The sequence below is a fragment of the Amycolatopsis sp. WAC 04182 genome, from assembly GCF_003947465.1.
Classification (GTDB): domain Bacteria; phylum Actinomycetota; class Actinomycetes; order Mycobacteriales; family Pseudonocardiaceae; genus Amycolatopsis.
The window spans coordinates 1320869-1344349 of record NZ_QHJJ01000002.1; the positions used below are offsets into that span (position 1 = coordinate 1320869).

Annotated in this window: 15 protein-coding genes; all 15 read right to left on the bottom strand. The window is 71.2% G+C overall.

Features of this window, described 5'->3' with window-relative positions:
- Position 1: 1 nt before the first annotated feature.
- From DMH01_RS13385 to DMH01_RS13455, 15 genes are read right to left on the bottom strand one after another with little or no spacing between them, the layout of a single operon-like run.
- Positions 2–1171, bottom strand: a complete 1170-nt coding sequence (locus tag DMH01_RS13385; RefSeq protein WP_125676428.1) for a cytochrome P450 — start codon at positions 1169–1171, stop codon at positions 2–4.
- Positions 1168–2751: a (2,3-dihydroxybenzoyl)adenylate synthase gene (locus DMH01_RS13390; protein ID WP_125676430.1), complete on the bottom strand. Its 1584-nt coding sequence runs from the start codon at positions 2749–2751 to the stop codon at positions 1168–1170. Before DMH01_RS13390 ends, DMH01_RS13385 begins: the two co-directional genes overlap by 4 nt.
- A gap of 13 nt (positions 2752–2764) precedes the next feature.
- Positions 2765–5008, bottom strand: coding sequence for a class I SAM-dependent methyltransferase (locus DMH01_RS13395; protein ID WP_125676432.1), 2244 nt, complete (start codon positions 5006–5008; stop codon positions 2765–2767).
- Positions 5005–5997 carry a hypothetical protein gene (locus tag DMH01_RS13400; protein WP_125676434.1) on the bottom strand — a complete coding sequence of 331 codons (993 nt, stop codon included), beginning with the start codon at positions 5995–5997 and terminating at the stop codon, positions 5005–5007. The genes DMH01_RS13395 and DMH01_RS13400 overlap by 4 nt, the downstream gene beginning before the upstream one ends.
- The gene (locus DMH01_RS13405) at positions 5994–7730 is read right to left on the bottom strand and encodes an ABC transporter ATP-binding protein (protein ID WP_125676436.1); all 1737 of its coding nucleotides are present in this window, start codon (positions 7728–7730) and stop codon (positions 5994–5996) included. The genes DMH01_RS13400 and DMH01_RS13405 overlap by 4 nt, the downstream gene beginning before the upstream one ends.
- Positions 7727–9454 carry an ABC transporter ATP-binding protein gene (locus DMH01_RS13410; protein WP_125676438.1) on the bottom strand — a complete coding sequence of 576 codons (1728 nt, stop codon included), beginning with the start codon at positions 9452–9454 and terminating at the stop codon, positions 7727–7729. Before DMH01_RS13410 ends, DMH01_RS13405 begins: the two co-directional genes overlap by 4 nt.
- The gene (locus DMH01_RS13415) at positions 9451–14766 is read right to left on the bottom strand and encodes a non-ribosomal peptide synthetase (RefSeq protein WP_125676440.1); all 5316 of its coding nucleotides are present in this window, start codon (positions 14764–14766) and stop codon (positions 9451–9453) included. Before DMH01_RS13415 ends, DMH01_RS13410 begins: the two co-directional genes overlap by 4 nt.
- Positions 14763–16223, bottom strand: coding sequence for an ABC transporter ATP-binding protein (locus DMH01_RS13420; RefSeq protein ID WP_125676457.1), 1461 nt, complete (start codon positions 16221–16223; stop codon positions 14763–14765). The genes DMH01_RS13415 and DMH01_RS13420 overlap by 4 nt, the downstream gene beginning before the upstream one ends.
- Positions 16220–16981 (bottom strand): ABC transporter permease, encoded by a 762-nt coding sequence (locus DMH01_RS13425; protein WP_125676460.1) that lies wholly within the window; start codon positions 16979–16981, stop codon positions 16220–16222. Before DMH01_RS13425 ends, DMH01_RS13420 begins: the two co-directional genes overlap by 4 nt.
- Positions 16978–17925 carry an ABC transporter permease gene (locus DMH01_RS13430; protein WP_233621495.1) on the bottom strand — a complete coding sequence of 316 codons (948 nt, stop codon included), beginning with the start codon at positions 17923–17925 and terminating at the stop codon, positions 16978–16980. The genes DMH01_RS13425 and DMH01_RS13430 overlap by 4 nt, the downstream gene beginning before the upstream one ends.
- Positions 17922–19466, bottom strand: coding sequence for an ABC transporter substrate-binding protein (locus DMH01_RS13435; protein ID WP_125676462.1), 1545 nt, complete (start codon positions 19464–19466; stop codon positions 17922–17924). Before DMH01_RS13435 ends, DMH01_RS13430 begins: the two co-directional genes overlap by 4 nt.
- Positions 19467–19494: 28 nt before the next feature.
- Positions 19495–20172, bottom strand: coding sequence for a VOC family protein (locus DMH01_RS13440; protein WP_199745463.1), 678 nt, complete (start codon positions 20170–20172; stop codon positions 19495–19497).
- A gap of 2 nt (positions 20173–20174) precedes the next feature.
- Positions 20175–21269, bottom strand: a complete 1095-nt coding sequence (locus DMH01_RS13445) for a Gfo/Idh/MocA family oxidoreductase (protein WP_125676466.1) — start codon at positions 21267–21269, stop codon at positions 20175–20177.
- Positions 21266–22591, bottom strand: coding sequence for a salicylate synthase (locus tag DMH01_RS13450; RefSeq protein ID WP_233621496.1), 1326 nt, complete (start codon positions 22589–22591; stop codon positions 21266–21268). The genes DMH01_RS13445 and DMH01_RS13450 overlap by 4 nt, the downstream gene beginning before the upstream one ends.
- Before the next feature lie 24 nt (positions 22592–22615).
- Positions 22616–23386, bottom strand: coding sequence for a thioesterase II family protein (locus DMH01_RS13455; protein ID WP_125676468.1), 771 nt, complete (start codon positions 23384–23386; stop codon positions 22616–22618).
- Positions 23387–23481: the final 95 nt, after the last annotated feature.

The window sequence follows — 23481 nt, forward strand, 5'->3', positions numbered from 1 at the left end:
CTCACCAGGTGACGAGCATGCTCAGCGGCCCGCGGAAGAACGTCGCGGTCTTCCATTCGATCTCGCCGGCCTGCCGGAGCCCGGGCAGCCGGGTCAGCAGGGCCCGCAGGGCTTCCTGCAGTTCGACGCGGCCGAGCGGCGCGCCGACGCAGTGGTGGATCCCGTAGCCGAACGCCAGATGACCCTGGGCGTTCCGATCCAGGTCGAGCGCTTCCGGTTCTCCGAACCGCGTGGCGTCCCGGTTGGCCGATCCGATCGACACGAGCACCGGTTCTCCCCGGCGTACCAGCGTTTCCCCGACTTCGACATCCTCGGACGGGTAGTGCGCGAACATGGCGCTCGACGCCAGCGGCACGAACCTCAGCAGCTCCTCCACCGCGTTCGGGATCAGCTGCGGTTCGGCGCGCAGACGCGCGAGCTGCGCCGGATTCCGGAGCAGGACATGGAGGAAGTTCGGGATCTGCGACGCCGTCGCCTCGTACCCGGCGACGAGCAGCGCGACGCAAAGGAGTACGAGGTCCTTTTCGGACAGTTCGTCGTCGGCGTCGCACGCCTCGACCAGAGCCGAGATCAGGTCCTCGGCCGGCTCGTCCCGGCGCGCCGCGATGAGCCGCGAGAAATAGCCTGCCAGCTCACCGAGGTTGCGTTGCACCTCCTCCGGTGCGAGGTCGGTGGCGAGGAGCGCGTCGTTCCACAGCCGGAACCGTTCGTGGTCGCGCGAAGGCACTCCGAGCATCTCGCAGATCACCGAAATCGGGATGGGCAGGGAGAAGTCCTTGACCAGATCGGCGGGCGCGCCGACGTCCACCATCAAATCGATCAGCTCGTTCGCCAGCCGCCGGACATGCGGCCGCAGCCGTTCGACCCGTTGGGGCGTGAAGGTCTTCACCGCCAGCCCGCGGATCCGCGTCAGTTCCGGCGGGTCCATGGTCACGATCCCGCCGGGGATCCGGGACAGCGCACGCGGCGCGTCACGCCGGTGGGCCTCCGCCCGGCTGAAGCGACGGTCGGCGAGGACCTGTTTGGCCTCCTCGTACCGGGTCACCAGCCAGGCGGGTTCGCCGAGCGGCAGCTTCACCCTGGTCAGACCGGGACGGTGGCGGGCGTCGTCGTAGCCGTCCGCGAGTTCGAGCCCGGTGAAGGAGTTGAAGGGATATTCGAACACCGTCATGAGCGGACCTCCGGTCCGAGCGCGCCGCGATCGACCTTGCCGAGACCGGTCCGCGGGAAGGACTCCACGACGCGGACCTTGTCGGGGATCTTGAACGCGGCCACACCGAGCCCGGTGAGATGTGCGACGAGGTCACGCCTGGTCGGCGGTGGGCCTTTCGGGATCACGAAGGCGCAGGTGCGTTCGCCCATCACCTCGTCGGGGACGCCGACGATCGCGACGTCGTGCACGCCGGGATGGGTCAGCAGCAGGTTTTCGACCTCCTCGACCGGGACCTTGTCGCCGCCGCGGTTGATCACGTCCTTGCCGCGTCCTTCGACGACGAGTTCACCGCCGGGCAACCGCCGGACGAGATCGCCGGAGCGATAGAAGCCGTCCGCGGTGAACGACTTCTTGTTGTGCTCCCCGGCCCGGTAGTAGCCGCGGATCGTGTACGGCCCCCGGACCAGCAACTCCCCGACCTCGCCGTCGGCGACCGGATTCCCGTCCCGATCGACCACGAGGACCTCGTCGTCCGGGCTGAGCGGACGCCCCTGGGTGCCGGTGATCAGCTCGTCGGGATCGTCGAGACCGGTGTAGTTGAGCAGCCCTTCGGCCATCCCGTACACCTGCTGGAGCGCGCAGCCCAGGCCAGGACGGACCCGGCGCGCGGCCTCGTCCTTGAGCCGGGCGCCGCCCGCCTGCACCAGCCGCAGGCTGCTCAGATCCGCGTGGCTCTCTTCCGCCGCGTCCAGCCAGACCAGGACCAGCGGCGGCACCAGCGCGGTGGCGGTGATCTTCTCGCGTTCGATCAGGCCGAACGCCGTCTCGGGGTCGGCCGACGTCGTCATCGTGACCGTGCCTCCCGCCCAGAGCGTGCCGAGCACACCGGGGCAGGCGAAGGCGAAGTTGTGGGCGGCGGGCAGCGCGGCGAGATATCGGGTCTCGCCGTCGAATCCGGCCGCTTCGGCACTGGCCCGCAGGTTGTAGTGGTAGTCGTCGTGGGTCCGCGGGATCAGCTTCGGCAGCCCGGTGGTCCCGCCGGAGAGCAGCAGGACCGCCACCTCACCGGGGTCCGGCTCGGGAATGTCCACAGTGGCCTCTTGGGCCAGCTCCCGGAACGGCGTGAACTCCTGCGCCTCCCCGACGATGACCACGTGCTCGACCCCGGTCAGCTTCCGCGCGAGCTCGCGGTGGTCGAAGCCGCCGTGGACGTCCGGCGCGACATACGCGACCGCTTCGGAGAGTTCGGCCAGGTGCGTGATCTCGGTTTCCCGGTGCGGGGGCAGAGCCAGCACCGGGACGGCCCCGACCCGGAACAGGCCGAAGACCAGCGCCACGAACTCGGCGAGGTTCGGCAGGTGGACCAGGACCCGGTCGCCCCGGCCGATTCCCCTGGCCTGAAGCCCGGCGGCCACGCTGCCGGACCAGTCGGCCAACTGCCGATAGGTCCACACGCGGTCGCCGTCGACCAGCGCGACCCGGTCCGGCCATTTCGCGGCGCCGTCGGTGAGGATCGTGCCGAGCGGGCGGCCCTGCCAGTACCCCTTGGCGCGGTAGCGGTCGGCGAATTCCGCGGGCCAGCCGGTGAAACCTTCCATGAGGGCGGTCCTTTCAGCGAGGTGGGGCCGGCTTGCGTGCGGCGAACACCCGATGGCCCAGTGGTTCGAGCGGGTGACCGGCGGCGGGCAGACCGTCCGCGCGGAGCAGGCCGGCGCGGTCGAGGACGGCGTTCCACTGCGGCAGCGTCAGGAAGCTGGCGCGGTTCCCGGCGCGGTCGTCGGCGGCGTCGGCCATCAGGAACGCCTGCGACGTCAGGATCCAGAACTCTTCGACGGTCGGTTCGGTGAGCAGCAGCCAGCCGCCGGGGACCAGGAGTTCGGTCAGCCGGGCGACGGACGCGTCGGTGTCCTGCGCCGCGTTGAGCACTCCGCCGCCGATGACGAGGTCGAACGACTCCGGGGAAAACCCCTGGTCCGCGATCGGGAGATCGATGTCGAACCGTCCGAAGTGGACACGTGGGTCTCCGCCCAGCCGCTCTTTCGCCTGGTCCAGGAAGTACGCCGAAACGTCGGTGTACAGGTACTCGGCGTCGGCCAGCGCCGGGAGCACGTGGTCGGTGGTGGCGCCGGTGCCCGCACCGACCTCGAGGATCCGCACCCGCCGTCCGGCGGCGATCCCGGCGGCCAGCGCGCTGACCGCGTGGTGCTGGTAGCGGCCGGTCACGTTCTCGCGGTAGAGCGCCGCGGCGAGGTCGGTCCGGCCCTGGGGGAACAGGAGGTTCACCGCCTGCTCGCGGCCGGCCAGCAGCTCGGGCAGCTTCCGCGCGTTGGCGATGGCGTAGTCGATGGTGCCCGCCGATCCGACCGTGTCCAGCCAAGCCCGCCGCGCCCGTTGCCAGGCCTTCTCCAGCGCCTCGTCCGAGTACTCGGCCGGATCCGGCACGGGGCGGTGGTCGGCGGTCAGCAGGCCCTCGGCCTTCAGGACGTCGAGCCAGCGTTCGAGCAGCCGCCGATGCCCGGGGGTGATGGCGAGGATGTCGTCCTCCGCACGACCCAGCACCGGGCGGAGCACGTTGACCATCGACAGCAACGCCGTCCGCCCGAGCCCTTCGACGGCCTCGACCGCCGCGGGGAGGTCGATGTGCGCCAGTGCCCGGTCAGCGGCGGCTCCCGCCGCGGCGACGTCGACCCGCGCCTCCACCGCGGTGTGCCGGACGACCTCGACACCGAACGCGTCCCGCACCGCTTCCGTCTCCGCGTCGGTGAGCCATCCGGAGCTCTCGATCCGGCGCAGCCGCGGCAGATCCGCGAGCAGCGCGGCCGGATGCTCCGGGAGCCGCCGGAGCGTCGAGGCGGGCAGCACGGCGTGTTCGGCACCCGTCCGTTCGAGGTGCGCGAGCACCTTCGCGGGACTCCACTCGGCCGGGATCTCGTCGGTGGCCACGGCGACGAACAGGCGTTGACCCGCGACCGCGAGCGGGGAGTCCGGTTCGGGCAGGACCGAGCGCAGGGTGAACCCGGCCGCCGCGAGTTCGGCCCGCCAGCCGGGTTCGTCGAGGAACGGCGAGCCCGCCCGGCGATCCGCCGTCCCTGGCCGCGCCTTCCCGTCCGGAGCGGAAAGCAGGAAGGCCATGGACGTCAGGAGGGCGTGGTTCTCGTGGCTGGACTCGGTGAACACCAGCTTTCCGCCGGGTTCGAGCAGGCCGCGGATCCGCCGCAGGGTCCGGCCGAGATGCGCGGCGTTGTGCACCGCGTTCCCAGCGAACACCGCGGCCGCGGCCGTGATCCCCTGCTCGCCGAAGTCCTGGTCCATGTCGAGCACCGCGGTGACGAACCCTTCGCGGTCGCGGTAGCGCTCGGCCGCGGCGACGGTGAAGACGCGGGACACGTCGGTGAACAGGTACTTCCCCGTCACGGCGGGAAGAATCGTCGCGGTCGCGAGACCTTCGCCGCCGCCGATCTCGAGGACGTCACGGGTGCCGCCGAGTACATGCGCGGCGGCCGCGTTGAGGAACCGGGTGAACACGTTGTCCTGGTAGGCGGCGAGCTCCGCGGCGCCGAACAGGTCCGGCAGCGTCACCCGGTCGGCCAGCAGATCCCGCAGCCTTCCCAGCGTGACCCGGTGGAGCGCGGCCATCGCGGGTGGGAAACCCAGCGCGGCATAGGCTTTCTCGAACTCGGGGCCGGGTTCGACGGCTTCGGGGGTGACGTCTTCGGCCGACAACGCCGCACGCCATCGTTCGGCGAGCCATTCGTGCCGGGGCGCCGGAACGCACGACGGCAGGGCGGCGGCCATCGCCCGCAGGCTGATCTCCTCGATCACCCGCAACGCCTTGGGGATGTCTTCGCCGTTCACAGCACACCCTCCTCTTCCAGCACGAGACGGCTCAGCGGCCGGTCGAAGAGGGCGACGTCGGCGACGCCCAGGCCGGTCAGACCGTCCACAAGGGACTTCGGACTGAGGACGTCACCCGCGAAATAGGAGCCTGGCGGGATTTCGCCGCGTTCGACCGCGGACACGGCCAGCGCGACGACGGCACCGGTCACCGCGCCGTTTCCCTTCGCGCGGAGCACAGCGGTGCGGCCGTCGGCTTCGGCGATCAGCACGACCCGCGGCTCCCGTCCGGCGAGGTCGAGGCGGCTCGCCCGGCACAGGTCCGCCACCGCTTCTTCGCGGCCGAGCCCGTGGACCCGGTCGAAGGCCCGGCCGACGTGCTCGCCGGACAGCACCGTGTACCAGTCGCCACGGGCGATCCGGAGCGCTCGCGCGAGCCGTTCGGACTCGGGCGTGAGGTACGGCAACAGGTTCACCGGCTCCGGGAAGAACGGGAGCGTGACCCCGGACTCGCGGGTCGACGCCTTCGAACGCCGTCCGCCCCGCCAGGCAGCCAGCGCCTCGCCGTGACCGGCGGCGGCCGCGTGCAGGTAGTCCTCGGCGGCGCAGCGGCTGAACAGATCCGACACGCCGAGCCAGACCTTGAGGTCGTGGACTTCGGCGTCACGGGCCAGCCACCGGGGCAGGATCGCGGTGAGCCCGGGCTGGAGACCGGCGGACAGTAACGCCGTCCGTCCATTATGGACTTCCACGGGGTCGTCCCCGGACGCGTCGACGTAGTGCGCCCCCGCCCGGCGGGCGGCTTCGGCGACCCTGTCCCCCACGGCGTGCGCGGGTCCGGCGCAGTTGACCAGCACCTCGCAGCCGGCGGCGAACCGATCCAGCGAGGCCGGGTCCCGGAAGTCCGCGACGGCGGAGCCGCCCGCGCGCACCGGGCCGATCCCGAGCCGCTCCAGGAAGCCGGCCGCGTGACGGCCGACGTCGCCGGTCGCCCCCAGGACCCCGATCACGCGCCACCCACCAGACGCCAGCCCCGCGCTTCCCGGCGTTCCCGCCAGAAATCCAGGTACCGGCCGCCCGCCGCCAGCAGTTCTTCATGTGTCCCGGATTCGGCGATCTCTCCCCCGTCGAGCACGAGGATCTGGTCGGCCGCCATCACCGTGGGCAGCTTGTGCGCGATGACCAGCAACGTCGACCGGTCCTTCAGCGACCGCAGCGCGTTCTGGACGAACCGCTCGTTCTCCGGGTCGAGCGCCGCGGTCGCCTCGTCGAGCAGCACGATCGGCGCGGCCTTGAGCAGTGCCCTGGCGATCGAGACCCGCTGGCGCTCACCACCGGACAACGAGGTGCCGCCCTCGCCGACCTTGCTCTGCCAGCCGCCGGGCAGCCGTTCGACGATCTCGTCGACCCCGGCCAGCCTCGCCGCCTCGCGCACGTCCTCGTCGGAAGCGTCCGGCCTGCCGAGCCGGATGTTGGCCTCCAGGGTGTCGTCGAAGAGGTAGACGTCCTGCATCACCACCGACAGCTGCGCCATGAGATCCACAGTGGACAGATCGCGGACGTCCGCGCCGCCGACCGAGACCACGCCTTCGTCGACGTCGAAGAACCGCATGACCAGTCGCGTGATGGTGGTCTTGCCCGAACCGGAGGCGCCGACGATCGCGGTCATCGTGCCCGGCGGGATCCGCAGCGACACGTCGCGCAGTACCGGTTCGCCCGGCCGGTAGCCGAAAGTGACCCCGTCCAGCGCGATCTCACCGGGTACCGGTCCCGGCTTCGATTCGGCCGGTTCCGCCAACGGTTTCTCGTCGAAGATCGCGGCGAGGCGGCGCAGGTCGTTGGCCGCCATGCGCAGCATCCCGCTCTGCCCGGCCAGTTCGCCGAGCGGGCCGGTGAACCTCGCCGCGAGCGCGAGCAGCGCCACCAGCACCACCGGATCGATGGACCCGCTCGCGGCGAGCGAGACCCCGACCGCGATCAACGCGGCGAACGCCAGTTGCGCGGCGAGACCGCTCGCGAGCAGCCGGGGCGCGGTCCTGGCGAGCATGCCGCCCCATTCCTTGCGCTGTGTTTCGATGGCGTCGTCGAGCGGCGCGTAGCCGTCGGTCGTCCGGCCGAAGGCCCGCAACGCCTGCTGGGTGCGGGCGAATTCCACGACCCGGCTGCTGGCCACGCTGCTCGCCGCGTCGGTCCGCTCCTCGGACCGGCCGACCGAGGACGCCGCCCAGCGATGGACGAGGTACAGCACCGGCGCGCACAGGACCGTGGCCACGGCCAGGCGCCAGTCGAAGAAGAACATCGTGATCGCGACGGTCGCCGGCGTGAGGGTCCCGGTGGCGACGGGGGTGAGCAGATGCGCGGTGACGCTGGTGACCATCAGCGTGCCGCCGGTGGCACTGCGGGAAAGCCTGCCGACCTTCTCCGAGGAGAACCAGCCGAGCGGAAGGCTCGCGACGTGGTCGCCGAGCCGGGTGTGCAGGCTGGTCAGCGTGACCAGCGACAGCGCGAATCCCTTCATCGCCTGCTGGTAGTGCGCGACGCAGGCGAGGACGACGATCACCGCGGTCACCAGCAGCGGGCTCCACGCGTCACCGGGTGTCCCACCCAGCAGCGCCCGCAGCACCGGGACGAGCGACGCCATCGCGAGCCCTTGCAGCACGGCGTATCCGGCCAGCCACACGAAATAGACACGGAGCGATCGGCGGTGTTCGGGCCCCATGATCGCCAGCAGATCCCTGATCATCGGACGCCCTCCTCGGCACCGGCGTGCGCGTGCCACATGCGGGCGTAGCGCCCGTCTTCGGCCAGTAGTTCTTCGTGGGTGCCGGATTCGGCGATCTTCCCGCCGTCGAGCACCGCGATCCGGTCGGCTCCGGCGATGGTGGCCAGCCGGTGCGCGATCACCAGTACCGTGCGGCCGCGGGCGAGGGTGGACAGCGCCTGCTGGATCCGTGCTTCGGATTCCGCGTCGGCGTAGGCGGTCGCCTCGTCGAGGACGAGCACCGGGGTGTCGGCGAGCAGGGCGCGCGCGATCGAGATCCGCTGTGCCTCGCCACCGGAGAAGACCGCGTCCTCCCCGACGACCGACTCGTAACCCCTTGGCAGCGCGAGGATCCGGTCGTGGATCCGCGCGGCGTCCGCGGCGGCTTCGACTTCGGCGTCCGTCGCTTGTGGACGGCCGAGGCGCAGGTTGTCGGCGACGGTGCCGTGCAGCAGCTGGACGTCCTGCAGCACGAATCCGACCTTGCGGTACAGCACCTCCGGCGCGATCCGCCGGACGTCGACCCCGCCGAGCTTCACCGCTCCGCCGGTGACGTCGTAGAACCGGGGCACCAGTTTCGCCAGCGTCGACTTCCCCGCTCCCGAACTGCCGACCAGCGCGGTCACCGTGCCGGGACGGCAGACCAGGCTGACGTCGGCCAGCACGGTCCCGCCCTCGTCGTAGCCGAACGAAACGCGGTCGAACTCGACCAGATGCCCCTGCGGCTCCTCGGGTTCCGCCGCGACCGGCAGCACCGGGGTGGCCAGCAGCGCCGTGATCCGTTCCGCGGCGGCCTCCGCCTTGCGCTGCGCGGTGAATCCGCTGTTGAGGGTGAGCAAGGTGGACGGGATGATCATCGCCACCAGCACTTCGGCGAGGACGTCGACCGGGCTCACCCAGCCCTGGGAGACGAACCAGGTCCCGCCGGCCAGGCTCACCAGCGCGATCACCGGCGCGGAAAGGGCCAGCGACGTCAGCGCTTCGAGTTTGAGGATCGGCCGGACCCAGCCGGCGTACCGCTCGCCGTAGTCCACGACGGCCTGCCGGTAGCCGCGGTGCGCCCGTCCCGCCTGGCCGAACGCCTTGACCACGGTGATCCCGTGCACGAACTCGACGATCGCGGCGCTCACCTTCGCGAATCCCGAGTCGAGTTGCCGCATCTTGTCGGCGAACCCGCGCATCATCGAGACATAGGCGAACAGGTAGATGGGCAAGGTGACGATCGCCAGGAGCGCGAGCCGCCAGTCCAGCCAGGCGAGGTACGCGATCCCGCCGAGCGGCAGCACGATCGCGCCGGTCGTCTCGACGTCGTGATGCGCCAGGAGGTGGTGCATTTCCTCGACGTCGTCCTGCGCGGCCTTGCGTACCCGGCCCGACGTGACATCGGTGTACCAGCCGAGCGGGACCGCGCCGAGCCGGTCCACCATGCGGCGGCGCAGGATCGCCTGTAGCCGCGCGTCCGCGACATGGGTCAGCCCCAGCGCGAGCATGTTCAGCAGGGCCCCCGTGATCAGCGCGGCCACGATGACGACCGCGACCGTGGTGAGCCTGCCGGTGTCGAGCGGGCCGTCCTCCAGCAGCACTCGCCCGAACTCGGCGAGCCCGGCGAACGGGACGAGGGTGGTCAGTGACCCGGCGGCGCCGACGATCACGCCGAGCCGGGTCAACCCGGCGACGGGTTCGCGCAGTTCCTTCAGTGGGGTCACGCGGTCACTCCCGGGGTGAGGGCGGCACCGAGGTGGGCGACGACGACGTCGACGTTCGGCGGTTCGATGACGCTGAAGTGGTTGCCGGGGACGTCGACCACGGTGAACTCGCCGAGGCAGGTCCGCTCCCAGAACGGCGCCGCGAGATGCCCGACCCCGGCGGTGACGCCGAACGACTGCTGTTCGCTCGCCCGCAGGAAGGTCATGTCGCCGACGTACGGCTCGGGGTCGTACCGGGCCGCGCGCATGCTGTGACGGCAGACCCGGAACAGCGCGGGGACCAGTTCGGGGTCGACCGGGATCCCGGCCTGCTTCGAGGCCGCTTCGGCGTACTGCGCGAGCCGGGTCTCCTGGTCCACTTCGTGCCGCCGTCGGACGGCGGCCGCGACCGCTTCCAGGCCGGGGTCGCCCGTCAGCGCGCCCATCGCCCCGGCGGGGACGTTCCGGTCGTGGTCGGTCATGAGTTTCTCGATCGCCCGGTAGACGTCCGCACTGTCCACTTCGGAGCCGAAGACGGCGGCGACCGGATCGAGGTTGAGGTTCGGCACGAAGATCGCCTCGAAGGCCAGCTCTTCCCCGGTCTCCAGGAACATCGGGATGCTGTCGACGAGGGTGAGGTCGTCGACCGGCACGCCGCGTTCCAGCAGCCGCCGGGCGACCTCGGTGGCGAGCAGCCCGCCGAGGCAGTAGCCGATCAGCTGGAACCGGGTGTGCCCGGCGGCGAGCAGGCGGTCGGCGTAGTCGTCGGCGACCCGGCCGATCAGCCGTTTCGGGTCGATCTCGCAGTAGGCCTCCTGGTCGGCGACGGCGACGCCGATCACCGGCCCGAGTTCCTGCGCCGCCAAGGCCTTCCCGAGTGACTGGAAGTAGTCGAGGGTGCCGAGCGCCGCGTGGAACAACACTCGCGCCGGACCTTCCTCCCCGCCACCGAAGGAAACCAGGAGCGCGTTGCCCTGCTTGTCGTGGTCCTCCACCGGGGTGGACAGCGGTTGTGCGCGCAAGGCTCCGGCCAGTGCGGAAACCGTCGGCTCGTTGAGCATTTGACGCAGCAGCGTGTCGTAGGTGAACGGACCGGCCTCCGGGATCTCTTCGCGCAGCCGCCCCGCGACCCGGGCGAGGACGAGCGAATCGGCGCCGCGGTCGTAGAAGTTGTCGTCGCGGCCGATCCGCGGCAGGCCGAGCGCTCCCGCCCACAACGCGGTGAGTCTGCCCTCCAGTTCGTCCGGCGGGCCGTCCTCGGCGGCGAGGTCGTCGTCGGCGACGGACGGCCGCCAGCCCGCCAGGGTTTTGCGATCGACCTTGCCGTTCCCGGTGAGCGGCAGTTCGTCGACGACCTGGACGTGCGCGGGGACCATATGCGCGGGGAGGCGTTCGGCGAGGAACGCGGTGAGACCGTCCGCGGTGACGTGGCGCCGGTCGGTCTTGACCCGGGTCGCGAACAGCCGCATCCCCTGCGCCGCTTGGGGATGGCCGTCGGCGGGGAGGACGACGCCGGCGTCGACCAGGCCGAGCCAGTCCTCAGTGGACAGAAGCGGGGTCGCGCCGGTCCGGTGGTCACCGCCTACGGGTTCCATCATGAAACCCTGGGTCAGCAGGATATGCGGATGTTCCGCGGTCGGTTCGGTGAACACGAGCCAGCCGCCGGGTGCCAGCAGTTCGGTCGCCGCGGCGATGGCGGCGCTCGGGTCTCGCGTGCTGTTCAGCACTCCCGCACAGAGGACGACGTCGAACGAGTTCGGTGCGTAGCCCTGCGGCCGGAAGTCCTGGTCGAGGTCGAACAGGCCGAAGCGGGCGCGAGGGAACTCCTCGCAGGCGGGAGTGAGGAAGAACGGCGTGAGATCGGTGAAGAGGTAGTCGACGTCGAAACCTTCGAGCATCGGCAGGACCGCCGACGTCGTCGCGCCGGTGCCCGCGCCCACCTCCAGCACCCGCAACGGCCGGTCGCCCGCCGCCGCGAGCCGGTTCAGCAGCGCGGCGGCGCCGTGGTTGAGGTAGCGGGTGATCGTGTCGTCGCGGTAGATGGCCCGCGCGGTGTCCAGCCGTCCCTCGGGGAACAGGAGCTCGAACGGGTTCTGGTCGCCGTCCAGCAGGGCGTGGATGTGCTCGACGTGGAGTTCGTGGTAACGCACGAATTCAGTGGTCGCGAGCCCCCGCTCGACCCGCCGCCAGGCTTCGGCGACCAGGTCCGGAGTGGCGTCGGCGACCCGGGTGTAGCGGCCGTCGAAGGCGAGTTTTCCGGCGTCGGTGAGGAGAACGAGCCAGCGCCGCACCAGCCAGTGGTGCTGCTCGTGGATCCTCGACGCTTCCAGCACGCCGTCGGCGTCCTGTGGCTGCTCGAACGCACCGCGTTCGGTCAACGCGGCGAGCATGGACAGCAGCGCGGCTTCGTGCAGATTCTCGACGTGTTCGGTGACTTGGCCTTCATCGATGCCGTCGACTTGGCGGGCGGCGAACTTGCGGACGGTTTCGGCCAGTCGTGGCGGGACTTCGTCCTTTTCGGACCGCCGGGCGGGCTCGGCGAAACCGAGCAGCGCGCGCTCGCCGTGTCGCTCGCCGGTGAGCACGACCGCGGCCGCCCCGACGTCCTCGTGTGCCAGCAACGCGGCTTCGACCTCGCCGAGTTCGATCCGGTGACCACGCAGTTTGACCTGATCGTCCTCGCGGCCCAGGAATTCGATCTCACCGCCGGGCAGATACCGGCCGAGGTCGCCGGTGCGGTACAGGCGGATCCCCTCATGGGTGAAGAACCTCGACGCGGTCAGTTCTTCGTCGCCGAAGTACCCGAGAGCGAGTCCGTCCCCAGTGATGTACAGGTCTCCCGGAGTCCACACAGGACAGTCTTGATAAGACTCGTCGAGGATACGGAAGCCCTGGTTGGCCAGCGGTTTCCCGTACGGGATGCTCACCCACTCCGGATCGACTCGAGTGATGGGATGGCAGATGGACCAGATCGCCGCTTCGGTGGCACCACCGAGGCTGACCAGTTCGACGTCCGACTGCTTCGCGATCTGCGCGGGCAACGTGACCGGGATCCAGTCCCCGGACAGCAGCGCCAGGCGCAGGCTCGGAATCGCCACCGGCTCGGACTCGAGATAATTCGCCAGCATCTGGAGCTGGGCGGGCACCGAGTTCCACACGGTGACGTCGTGGTCGGCGACCAGCCGCGCCCAGTGCGACGGGTCGCCGGGCCGTCCCGCGTCCGGCAGGACGAGACTCGCGCCGACCGAAAGCGGGCCGAAGATGTCGTACACCGACAGGTCGAACCCGAGGTGCGCGAGCCCGAGCACGCGATCCTCTCCGGTGAGGCCGAAGCGGCGGACGATGTCCTCGATGGTGTTCAGCGCCGCGCGATGCGTGATCATCACGCCCTTCGGCTCGCCCGTCGAACCGGACGTGTAGATCACGTACGCCAGCGTGTCCGGCTCACCCGGCGTCGCGACGGGGATCGAGCCAGCCGGTTCGAGCGTGTCGACATCGATGACCTCGACGCCGTCCGGACGTCCGACCCAGGACTGGCTGAGCGCGACACGGACCCCGGCCGACGCAAGGACCTTTTCGCGGCGCAGCGCGGGCTGCGTCGTGTCCACTGGCAGGTACGCGCCGCCGGCCAGCAGCACGCCGAGTACGGCCGCGATCTGCTCCGGCCCCTTGTCCATCAGCACGGCGACGCGACCGAGTTCCTTGCCGCGCAACGCTTCCGCGACCGCTCCCGCTCGGCGGGCCAGTTCCCCGTAGGTCAGGGTCCCGGCGGGCCCGGTGACCGCGACCGCGTCGGGATCGCGGGCGGCGCGGGCGAAGAAGTCCTCGTGCAGCAGCGTGTCGGGCAGCGGCGCGGCCGTGTCGTTCACCGCGGCGCGTTCGGCGATCTGCCACTCCGGCAGCGGGACCGGGGCGGTGCTCTCCCAGGCGTCACCGCCCGCGGCCAGCCCGCGCAGGCGGGTTTCGAAAGCGGTGAACATGTCAGCGACCAGCCCGTCCGGGAAGATCCCCTGCCGGACGTCCCAGCTGACCGAGAGCCCACCCGCGTCGTCGGTCACCTGGCAGTCCAGGAACACCTGCGGCGTCTGGGTGATGCCGTAACCCGCCTGACGGTCGCCCGATCCGAGCCCGATACCGCTGGTGAACACGACCGGCATCAGCGCGGCCTCCCGGCCGCGGCGGCGGGCGATCTCCCGCACCACCTCGACGCCGGAGAACAGCCGGTGGTCCAGGTCGGTGAACAGCTGTCCGGCGAGCCCGCGGGCGCGTTCGTGGAACGCCTGCCCCGCCTGGTCTTCCACCGCCAGCAGGGTCACGGAGGTGAAGTCGCCGACGAGCTTTCCGACCTGCGGATGCGATGGCCGCCGGTTGAGCAGCGTCAGGTTCAGCCCGAACCGAGGGCGTCGTGACCAGCGGCGGAGCACGTCCGTGTAGGCGGCGAGGACGACGTTCGACGGCGTGAGACCGTACTGTTTCGCCCGCTCGCACAACGCCGTCCAGTCCGCGGCGTCGAGCCGGGTGTGCCGCCGCTCGAACCGGACCGGACCGGTGCCGTCCTCCGGTTTCCGGGGTAGGTCCGGCGCGGCGGGCAGGTCGTCGACGCGTGCCAGCCAGTAGTCGCGATCGCGCCGATACTGATCGGTGTCGCGCAGGGCGCGGTCGGCCAGCAGGTGGTCGCGGAAGGTGATCTCGAGCGACGGGAGATCCGCGTGCGGGTCGGCGAGGAGCGTGTCGAGTTCACTGAGGAGGATCCCGGCGCTCGCCCAGTCCGCGATCAGCGAGTCCATCGAAATATGCAGCGTGCCGGGGGTGACGTGCAGGTCGAAGAGCGGCCAGCGCGTGGTCTCGTAGACGCGGTGCCCCAGTTCCGCGCGGACCGCGAGCGGATCGTCCGAGTGCCCGACGCGGAATCGCGGCACCTCGGGCAGGACGTGCTGGTAACCGTCGGGCTCGACGACCGCCCGGAGCATGTCGTGCCGGGTGATGAGGACGTTCCACGCGTCCTCGACCAGTTCGGGGTCCAGGCCGGGATAGGCGACTTCGAGATAGCCGTGGCACGCGACTCCGCCGTACCCGAACGGATCCTGCCTCCCCAGGAGGTACGCGGTCTGGACGTCGGTGAGCGGGAACGGCTCGTGGCGGGCTTCCTCGTCGTGGACGACGGCCTTCTCGTCTTCCTCCAGCAGGGCGAGGATCGTGGCCTTGTTCGCCTTGAGGGTCGCCTTGTGCGCGTCGGTCAGGACGCCGCGCGGGGCGCGGAACTTCAGCTGCCCCGACTCGGCCCACAACCGGACGCCCAAGACACGCAGCTCGTCGATGATCTGCTCGGTCATACCAGCGAAGCTCCTTGTTCGGTTCTGGACGGATCGGTCAGCAGGCCGGCGATCACGCGGTCCGGGTCGCTGCCTTCGGGCACCAGTTCGGCGGTCGGCGCGGTGAGCACGGTGCGGCCCGCGTGCAGCACCGTCACCCGGTCCGACGCGGACGCCGCGACTCCCGCGTCGTGGGTGATCAGGACGACCGCGAGTCCGCGTCGCGCGCGAAGTTCGTTCAGCAGGGCGAGAACCTCCGCCTGGGTGGCGGCGTCGAGTGCGGAGGTGACTTCATCGCAGATGAGGACTTCCGGGTCGGCGGCCAAGGCCCTGGCGAGCGCGACGCGTTGTCTCTGCCCACCGGACAGCTCTCCGGGGAGCCTTGGGGCCATCGTGGAGTCGAGGCCGACCGCTTCGAGCAGTTCGGCGACTTTCTCGTCCTGTTCCTCGCGGGACTTGATTCCCCGCAGCAGCCGCATCGGGCGGGTGAGCGCGGTGCGGACGGTCTGGCGCGGGTGCAGGGCCTCGGCCGGGTTCTGGGCGACGAGGGCGACGGCGGCCCTTTCCTTCGTGTCGCGGTCGCGGACGTCGGGTTTGAGCGGGTCGCCTTGGCGGGTGACGGTTCCGGCGTCCGGGCGGTGGAGTCCGGCGAGACAGCGGGCGAGGGTGCTCTTGCCCGCTCCGGAGACACCGAGGACGGCGAGACATTCGCCCCGGCCGACGCTGAGGCCCACCTCGGTGAGGACCGGGGCTCCCCGGTAGCCCGCGGTGAGCTTCTCGGCCCGCAGTACCTCGCTTCCGCGTGCCATGAACGGTCCGTTCCTGGCAAATTTCGCAAGGAACGGTCCGTTCATTGCGTCGGCGGGAGCGGAAAGGCGGCCGCCGTCGAGCACCACCGCCCGGTCGACCAGATCCCGCACCGCCGCCAGGTCGTGCGTGATCCACAGCAGTGAGACTCCTTCCTCCCGCAGCCGCCTGATCTCGGCGAGCACCTCCGCCTTGGCCAGGAGATCGAGGGCGGTCGTCGGTTCGTCCAGCACCAGCAGCCGCGGCGCGCGCGCCAGCGCGACGGCCAGCGCGACGCGTTGCTGCTGCCCGCCGGAAAGCTGGTGCGGGTAACGGCGCGCGAGGCTCGCGGGCAGGGCGACGCGGTCGAGCAGGGCGTCGACGAACTCGCGGGGCACCCGCCGCCCGGCGGCGGTCCGCAGGGTCGACGCGACCCGCGCGTACGGGTTCAGCAGCGAACCCGGGTCCTGCCCCAAATAGCCGACCGGCCCGCTGACCTCGACCGTTCCGCCGGTCCGGCGGACGCCGGGCCGCTGGTGCCCGAGCACCGCCAGCGCCAGGGAGGTCTTGCCCGCGCCCGACGGCCCGGCCAGCGCGACGGCCTCGCCCTCGCCGATCGTCAGGTCGACGCCGTCGAGGATCGCGGTGTCCCCGGCCAAAAGCCGGAGATCGGAGATACGCACCACGCTCATGTCAGTCGCTCCGCGGTCCGGTTGGCGGCCACGGCGAGGATCGCGATCCCGGCGACCGGGACGAGCAGCGCCCACGGTTGCAGCGCCGCGCCCGGCAGGGCTTCCACGATGAGCAGCCCCCAGTCCGAGTCCGAGGTGCCGAGCCCGAGGAAACCCGCCGCCGCGACGAGGTACACGGCCGTGACGAACCGGAGGCCGAGGTCGGCGGCGAGCGGCCCCGCCACCAGCGGCAGGATTTCGCGCCCCAGCAGCCAGGGCCACCGCTCGCCCCTGGCGATCGCGGCTTCGACGTGCGCGCGGCCGCGGACCTGTTCGGCGGCCGCCCGCGCCACCCGCGCCGACAGCGGGATGCTCGCCAGCGCGACCGCGAGGACCAGGCCCGCGCGGTTCGGCACGGCGGCCAGCACCAGCAGCGACACCAGGATCGGCGGGATGGCGGCGAGGGTGTCGAGCGGCCGCATGAGCACCGGCTCCACCCAGCGACGGCGGGCCAGCGTGGTGAACAGGCCGAGCGCGGCGCCGAGGCCCGCGCCCGCGAACGCGGACACGAGACTGGTCAGCAGCAGGGGCCTGCCGCCGTGGAGCACGCGGGAAAGGACGTCGCGGCCGAGGTGGTCGGTGCCGAAGATCCCGCCGGTCCCCGGCGGCGAGTAGGGCGGGGCGACCGGCGCGGTCGCGGAATGCGGCGCGAGCTCGGGTCCGAAAAGGACGATGCCGAGCAGCAGGACCCCCGCCGCGATCAGGACCCGGCGGATCATCGCGCGCCTCCCGTGCGCAGGCGCGGGGTCAGCAGGACGACGGCGAGGTCGGCGAGCAGCAACGCCAGCAGCATCAGCGCGCCGAGGACGAGCACGACGGCCTGCACCACCGGCAGATCACCGGTCTGTACCGAGGACACGAGCAGTTCACCGATTCCGGGGTAGCCGAACACCTTTTCCACCAGCACCGCGCCGCCGACGAGCGCGACACCGGTGACGAGCCAGACCTGGACCGCGACCGGCAGCACGGCGGGGACGACGAGCCGGCGCGCCAGCACCGGCCAGCGCACCCCGTTGAGCCGCAGGAACTCCGCCTGCGGCCCCGCAAGCGTTTGCGTCGCCGCGCCTCGGATGACGCGGACCGCGTAGGCGGAGCCGACCAGCACCAGGCTGGCCACCGGGAGGACGAGCACTTCGGGATGGGCGAGCGGGTTCGCGCCCGCGGGCAGCAGGGACACCGCGGGGAACCACCGCAGCGTCACCGCGAACAGCAGCACCAGCCCGCCCGCGACGACGAACTCCGGCACGGACGCCATCAGCAGCGCCCCCGCCGAGATCGTCTTGTCCGCGACCCGGCCGCGCCGCCAAGCCGCCCACAGTCCGAGCCCCAGCGAAAGCGGGGCCAGCAGCAGCACGGCCAGCCCGGCGAGCAACGCGGAGTTGCCGACGCGGTCCGAAAGCATCTCGGTCACCGGACGGCCGCTCACCGAGACACCGAGATTTCCGCTGAACAGGCCCGAGACCCACTCGGCGTAGCGCACCGGAAGCGGCCGGTCGAGACCGAGCCGAGCACGCAGCGCGGCGGCCTGCTCGGGGGTCGCGGAGATCCCGAGCCTGCTTGTGACCGGGTCGCCGGGCAGGAGGTCCACCCCGGCGTACACCAGGATCGACAACGCCGCCAGCATGCCGAGGCGGGTCAGGAGTTTGCGCGCGAAAGCCGTCACGCCATGCCGGCCTTCCCGAGGTACGGGTACTTGGCCTGATCCCGCACGGTGATCCCGGCGACGGCTTTGCGCGCGAGGCTCAACACGTCGGCCTGGCCCCAGACGATGGTGTTGCCGCGATCGAACATCACGTCCTGCACCTCGGCCCAGGCCTTGGCGCGCGTGCCCTCGTCCGTGCTGGCGATCGCGGTGCCGAACGCCGCCTTGAACCGCTCGTCCGGGAATGCCAGCCCGGGGAACCCGGCGAGCCTGCCGTACATCACCGCGAGCGGGACGGCGCCGCTGGAGAACGCCACCCCGTGCGCGGCGGCCACCGCTTCGGGCCGGAAGAACTCGGCGGGGCCGACGATCTGCGGCTTCACCACGAGGCCGATCGCCTTCAGCTGCTCGGCGAGCAACTGGGTGGAGGCGTTGTACCCGATCTCGTACTCCGCCGTCCGGATGGTCACTTCCGCGCCTTCGGCTCCCGCCTCGCGAACGAGTCCCCGCGCCTTGTCCAGGTCACGGGCGAGCGGTTCCTTGGTGGCGAAGTACTTCGCGCCGGCGCAGAGCAGATCGTTGCCCACGGCGCCGTAGCCGAGCAAGACGGTGTCGACCAGCGCCTGCCGGTCGATCGCCAGCCGGACGGCCTTGCGGACGCGGGGATCGTCGAACGGTTTCAGCGCCGGGTTGAGCACGAAACCGAAGGCGGTGCGATGGTCGTCCCCGGCCGTCCGGATTTCGAGATCACCGCTCGCGACCCCGGTTTTGGCCGTGGTGAAGGGAATGTCCCCGGCGAAGTCGGCCTGCCCGGTGACGACGGTGTTCACCTTCGCCTGCGGATCGGTGAGGCTGAGCAGGACGAGTTCGTCGGCGGGCGCGGGGCCGCCCCAGTACCCGTCGAACCTGGCGAGGCGGGCTTCGCGGCCGGCCTCGAACGCCGTCACCCGGTAGGCGCCGGTGCCGACGGTCGTCGCCGCGGTGAACGAGGTCGCGCCGTCCTTGACGATCTTCGCCGGGAAGGCGGCCAGGAACAGGGCGGGGTCGCCGAGTGCCTGCTTGGTGGGCACTTCCAGGGTCAAGGCGTCCCGGACCCGTACCGCCGCCGAGTCCACAAAGGACCCCAGCTGGCTCGGATACGCCCGCTCCGGCGCGTTCATGTAGCGGAAGCTGTACGCGACGTCCTGCGCGGTGAACGCCGTCCCGTCGTGCCAGCGGACGTCACCGCGCAGGCGCAGCACGAACGAACGGCCGTCCGGGGCGGGTTCGGCCGCCAACGCGAGCCCCGGCACGACCTCGGCCTTGTCCAAAGTGAACAGGGAATCGAAGAGGACGTCGTGGCGGACGAAGTCGATCGGCGATCCGCCGGTGTACGGGTCGAGGCTCTCCCCCGCGCCACCACCGGTGAACACGGCCTTCAGCACGCCGCCCCGCCTCGCGGCCGAGGCCCCCGCCCCGGCGACCGGCGCGCTCACCGGACCGGACGTACCGCAGGCGGCCAGCAGGAAGCCTGTTCCGGCGACTCCGGCCGTCCGGAACAGGTCGCGGCGAGTGAAGGGCATGGTCGTACTCCTGTGTTTTTCGGGTGGGTCAGCGGATTTCGGCGCCGTGCAGCAAAGCGGGATCAAGCGGCCCGGAGAGGCCTTCGAGTTCGATCGCACGCACTCGGGTGACGACGCCTTCGGTGACGGCGAAGACCGGGTCGTCGCCGGTGATCCGATCGAAAGCGGGCCGATCGGCCGCGGCGACGTCGATCAGGACGGTCCGCAGGCTCTTCGCGCCGTTCGGATGCTCGACCTTCGGCGGATATTGGGGCGGGTCGTAGGGACTCACCAGGAACGGCAGCCGATCCCGGCGGGGGTAGGCGAACTGGAACCGGGTCTGTGCGCCGTCCGGTTTGGTGCGGGTCCAGCGCACCGCCCGGCCCGCGGCGATTCCCTCCGCCCGCAAGGCTTTCAGCGGTCCGGTGAGGTCCGGCTCGTCGATCAGCACGGCGACGTCGCAGAATCCTTCGTTCGCGAGTGCCCACCGGGTCATCCGCACCCCGGAACCGCGCCCGAAGGCGAATTCGATCGGCCACTTCAGCCGGTGCGCTCCCGGCGGGGTGGTCAGCAGTTCGACGATCGGGCCGTCCTCGAACCAGATGTGCGCGTGCTTGGCCTTCTCCTCCGCGCTGGCGTAGTCGACGACGAACCCCAGCTCACGGAAGTCGCGGACGGCCTGGTGCAGATCGTCGACCTTCAGCAGCACGTGACTGCAACGGGCCATCATCACTCCTTTGTGGACAGTGTGGCCAGGGCGGACAGCGGGAGCTCTTGCGGGACACCGGGATCGATCAGCTCGGGCAGCCCGATCGCCGCGGTGAGATCGCGCCAGGCCGTCGAGACGCCGAGCGCCCATTGCCCGGACGCGGCACGGCGCGACGGTTCGCCGACGTCCCGGACCAGTTCCCGCAGGCTCTCGGCGACGGCGTCCGGCCAAAGATCGGCGAAAACGTCGTGGTAGGTGCCGGGTTCCTCGTCTCCCAGCGGAACGGTGGTCGTGACGCCGAGGCGTTCGGTCCCGGGCCCGGCCATCACCAGCCGTCCGGTCTCGTCGCGTCCGGCGTGCAATCTCGGGTTCCACAGGACGGGTCCGTGCGTGTCGGCGAGGGTGAGCACACCGCCCTCGCCGCCGAGCGAGATCCGGTGCAGCAGGAAGGAATGGTTGTCCGCGTCGTCCGGGTCGACCTGGTTCTGCACGCGCAGGGTCACCGGGACGCCGCCGACGACGGCGTGCAGCGTCCGGAACGGTTGCGGCGCGGCGAATCCGGCGAACGGGAACGGCTGGACCTCGCCGAACGCCCACGGCCGCAACCCGCCCGCGGCCCGGCCGAGGATGTCGAGCAGCGGATAGGCGACCTGACTGTTGCAGGCCGCGTCGATGAACGCGATCTCCTGCCGTTCGCGCAACGCCCGTGCCGCGGCCAGGAACCGCCGCACGGGGCGCAACCTCGGGTACAGGGTGTTGACCGAGTACGCGGTGCCACCGGCACGGGCGGTCCGCAGGCAGTCGGCGATCTCCTCGGCGTGCACCGGATGTTCTTGCAGCACCGGGATTCCGCGACGCAGGAAGGTCCGCGCCAGTTCCGATCCCGCTCCGCCGAGTGCCCCGGAACGGACGACGACACAGACGATGTCGACGTCCGGGACCTCGTCCGGCGAGGTGTACAACGGCACCCCGTACCGGCGCGCGCAGTCGGCGGAGTACGCGCTCCCGCTCGCGAGAATGCCCGCCAGCTCGAAGGATTCCGGGTCGGATCGGACGGCGTCGAGGTAGATCCGGCCGAACGCGGTCCCCGCCACCACGACCTTTCGCGGGGTCACGGCAGCGCCGCCGGCGTGAGCGCGGGCACCAGGAATCGCGAGACACTGCGCAGCTTCTCGCAGGTCTCCTCGAATTCCCGGTCCGGAGTGGACTGCTCGACGATTCCGGCGCCCGCCCGCAACCAGGTGCGGCCCTCGTAGCGGAACACGCTGCGCAGTACCAAAGCCGCGTCGAGGGAACCGTCCGCGTCGGCGGTCAGGACGGCACCGCTGTAGAGCCCGCGCGGGCCGGATTCCAGGCGCCCGATGGCTTCGCACGCCGCCGCCTTCGGGATCCCGGAGGCCGTGACGGCCGGGAACAACACGGTCAGCGCGTCCCAGGCGGTCTTGCCGGGCGCCAGCACCCCGGCCACGTCCGAGCCGAGATGCTGGACGCTGCCGCGTTCGCGGACCGACATGAACTCGCTGACCCCGACCGAATCCGGGACGCACACCTCGTCCAGTTCGGCCGCGGCGAGCCGCACCGAGATGGCGTGCTCGAACACTTCCTTGGCGTCACGGTAAAGCTCTTCACGGCGGAGGACGTCGAGCGCGTCACCGTCGAGTGCCCTGGTCCCGGCCAGCGGCTGGGTCCGGACGCGGCCGTCCGGGGTGACCCGCGCGACGATCTCCGGGCTGAACCCGGCCATCTCCCAGCCGCCGAGCCGCAGCAGGTAGGACCGCGCGGGATCGTTGCCGCGCCGCCCCGCGAGATAGGTCGCCGCGAGGTCGAGTTCGCCGTCGACCGGGACCGCCCGGGAGAGGATCACCTTGTCGGGCTCGCCCGCGCGGATGGCACCGACGGCGGCGGCGACCATGGCGCGATACGCGGCCGCGTCGTGGTCGAGGTCGACCACGACCCGCTCGTCTTCCGCCTGCCCAGGTGCGACGGCGACGGCCAGCCGCTCCGCCAGTTCGTCCACTTCGGACTCACTGGTGGCGCGAAGCAGCGCGCTCGTACCGTCGAGCCGGATCTCCTTGCGCGGGATCATCAGGCAGGCGAGCGGTCCGGCGACCGAGGCGGTTCCGTGCAGGACGTGCGCCAGTTCGAAGGCCGCCCAGCCGTAGGCTCGCCAGCCCGCGATCCCGGCCGCGGCGAGCGCCTCGCCCACGACGTCGAGCGGCTTTCCGGTGAACTCGGCTTCGCGGTCTTCGGTGATCAGCCGCGCGCCGCCGGCGTGGAGTTCGACCCTCGCCAATTCGTCTTCGCCCCAGGACACCGTCCCCCGGTTCTCGTAGCCGACCTGGGTACCGGACCGGTCACGCGCCAGCGCGGCGAGCGTGGTGACGGCGTCGGCGGCGAACGGGATCCGCCGTTCGGCATAGCGATATCGCGACAACACGGAACTCCTTGTCCGGACAAGAGGTCAGGCCGTGGCAGGGGTGGCGCAGGCCTCGACCAGGAGAGCCAGCACGGCCTTCTCCTGCGGTATCAGGTAAAAGTGGCCACCGGGCAGGACGTGCGCGGCGAACGTCTCGTTCGTCGTGCACTCGGCCCAGAGCCCGGCGCGACGGACGTCGACGTCGGCGTCCTCGTCGCCCATCACCACGGTGAGCGGGCAGGACGGCTCACGTCCGGGCAGCCTGCGGTACTTCTCCGCGAGCCGGAAGTCGGCGCGGATGGCGGGCAGGAAGACCGACCGGGCGTCCTCGCTCGCCAGCAGCGCGGGATCCGTTCCCCCGAGCCGGACCAGTTCGCCGACCAAGTCGTCGTCGGACAGCAGATGTTTCGCCCCGCCCGGCTCGTCCCCCGGCGCGCGGCGCCCGGACACGATCAGCTGCGCGGGCGGCACGCCGCGGCGGGTGAGTTCCCTGGCGACCTCATAGGCGACGAGCGCGCCGAGGCTGTGTCCGAAAAGGACGGTCGGCTTGCCGCCGTCCGGTTCGAGCGCGCCGGCGATCGCGTCGACCAGCACCGGCATCGACGTCAGCGGCGGTTCGGCCAGCCGGTCCGCGCGACCGGGATACCGCACGGCGGCGACGTCGATCTCCGTCGGCAGCTTCGTGCTCCACGGCGCGAAGAACGCGGCCGAGCCGCCGGCGTGCGGGAAACACACCAGCCGGGCACCGGCCCGCGACCCCGGTCTCCACCGGTGCAGCCAGACATCGCCCGTTCTCGCACTTTCTCCCCCAGACATCGCGTTCCTCCCTTACCCCCAGTGACGCTTCCCCTCAACCCCATCCCACGTTAGAGTAACGATAACGGTTTTCATAGTCGGATGAGTGAGATTCG

Bases quoted from the DNA above. Each gene is read 5' to 3' on its own strand.
- DMH01_RS13385 (WP_125676428.1), bottom strand. From the start codon at position 1,171: ATGACGGTGTTCGAATATCCCTTCAACTCCTTCACCGGGCTCGAACTC.
- DMH01_RS13390 (WP_125676430.1), bottom strand. From the start codon at position 2,751: ATGGAAGGTTTCACCGGCTGGCCCGCGGAATTCGCCGACCGCTACCGC.
- DMH01_RS13405 (WP_125676436.1), bottom strand. From the start codon at position 7,730: ATGATCAGGGATCTGCTGGCGATCATGGGGCCCGAACACCGCCGATCG.
- DMH01_RS13415 (WP_125676440.1), bottom strand. From the start codon at position 14,766: ATGACCGAGCAGATCATCGACGAGCTGCGTGTCTTGGGCGTCCGGTTG.
- DMH01_RS13420 (WP_125676457.1), bottom strand. From the start codon at position 16,223: ATGAGCGTGGTGCGTATCTCCGATCTCCGGCTTTTGGCCGGGGACACC.
- DMH01_RS13425 (WP_125676460.1), bottom strand. From the start codon at position 16,981: ATGATCCGCCGGGTCCTGATCGCGGCGGGGGTCCTGCTGCTCGGCATC.
- DMH01_RS13435 (WP_125676462.1), bottom strand. From the start codon at position 19,466: ATGCCCTTCACTCGCCGCGACCTGTTCCGGACGGCCGGAGTCGCCGGA.
- DMH01_RS13440 (WP_199745463.1), bottom strand. From the start codon at position 20,172: ATGGCCCGTTGCAGTCACGTGCTGCTGAAGGTCGACGATCTGCACCAG.
- DMH01_RS13455 (WP_125676468.1), bottom strand. From the start codon at position 23,386: ATGTCTGGGGGAGAAAGTGCGAGAACGGGCGATGTCTGGCTGCACCGG.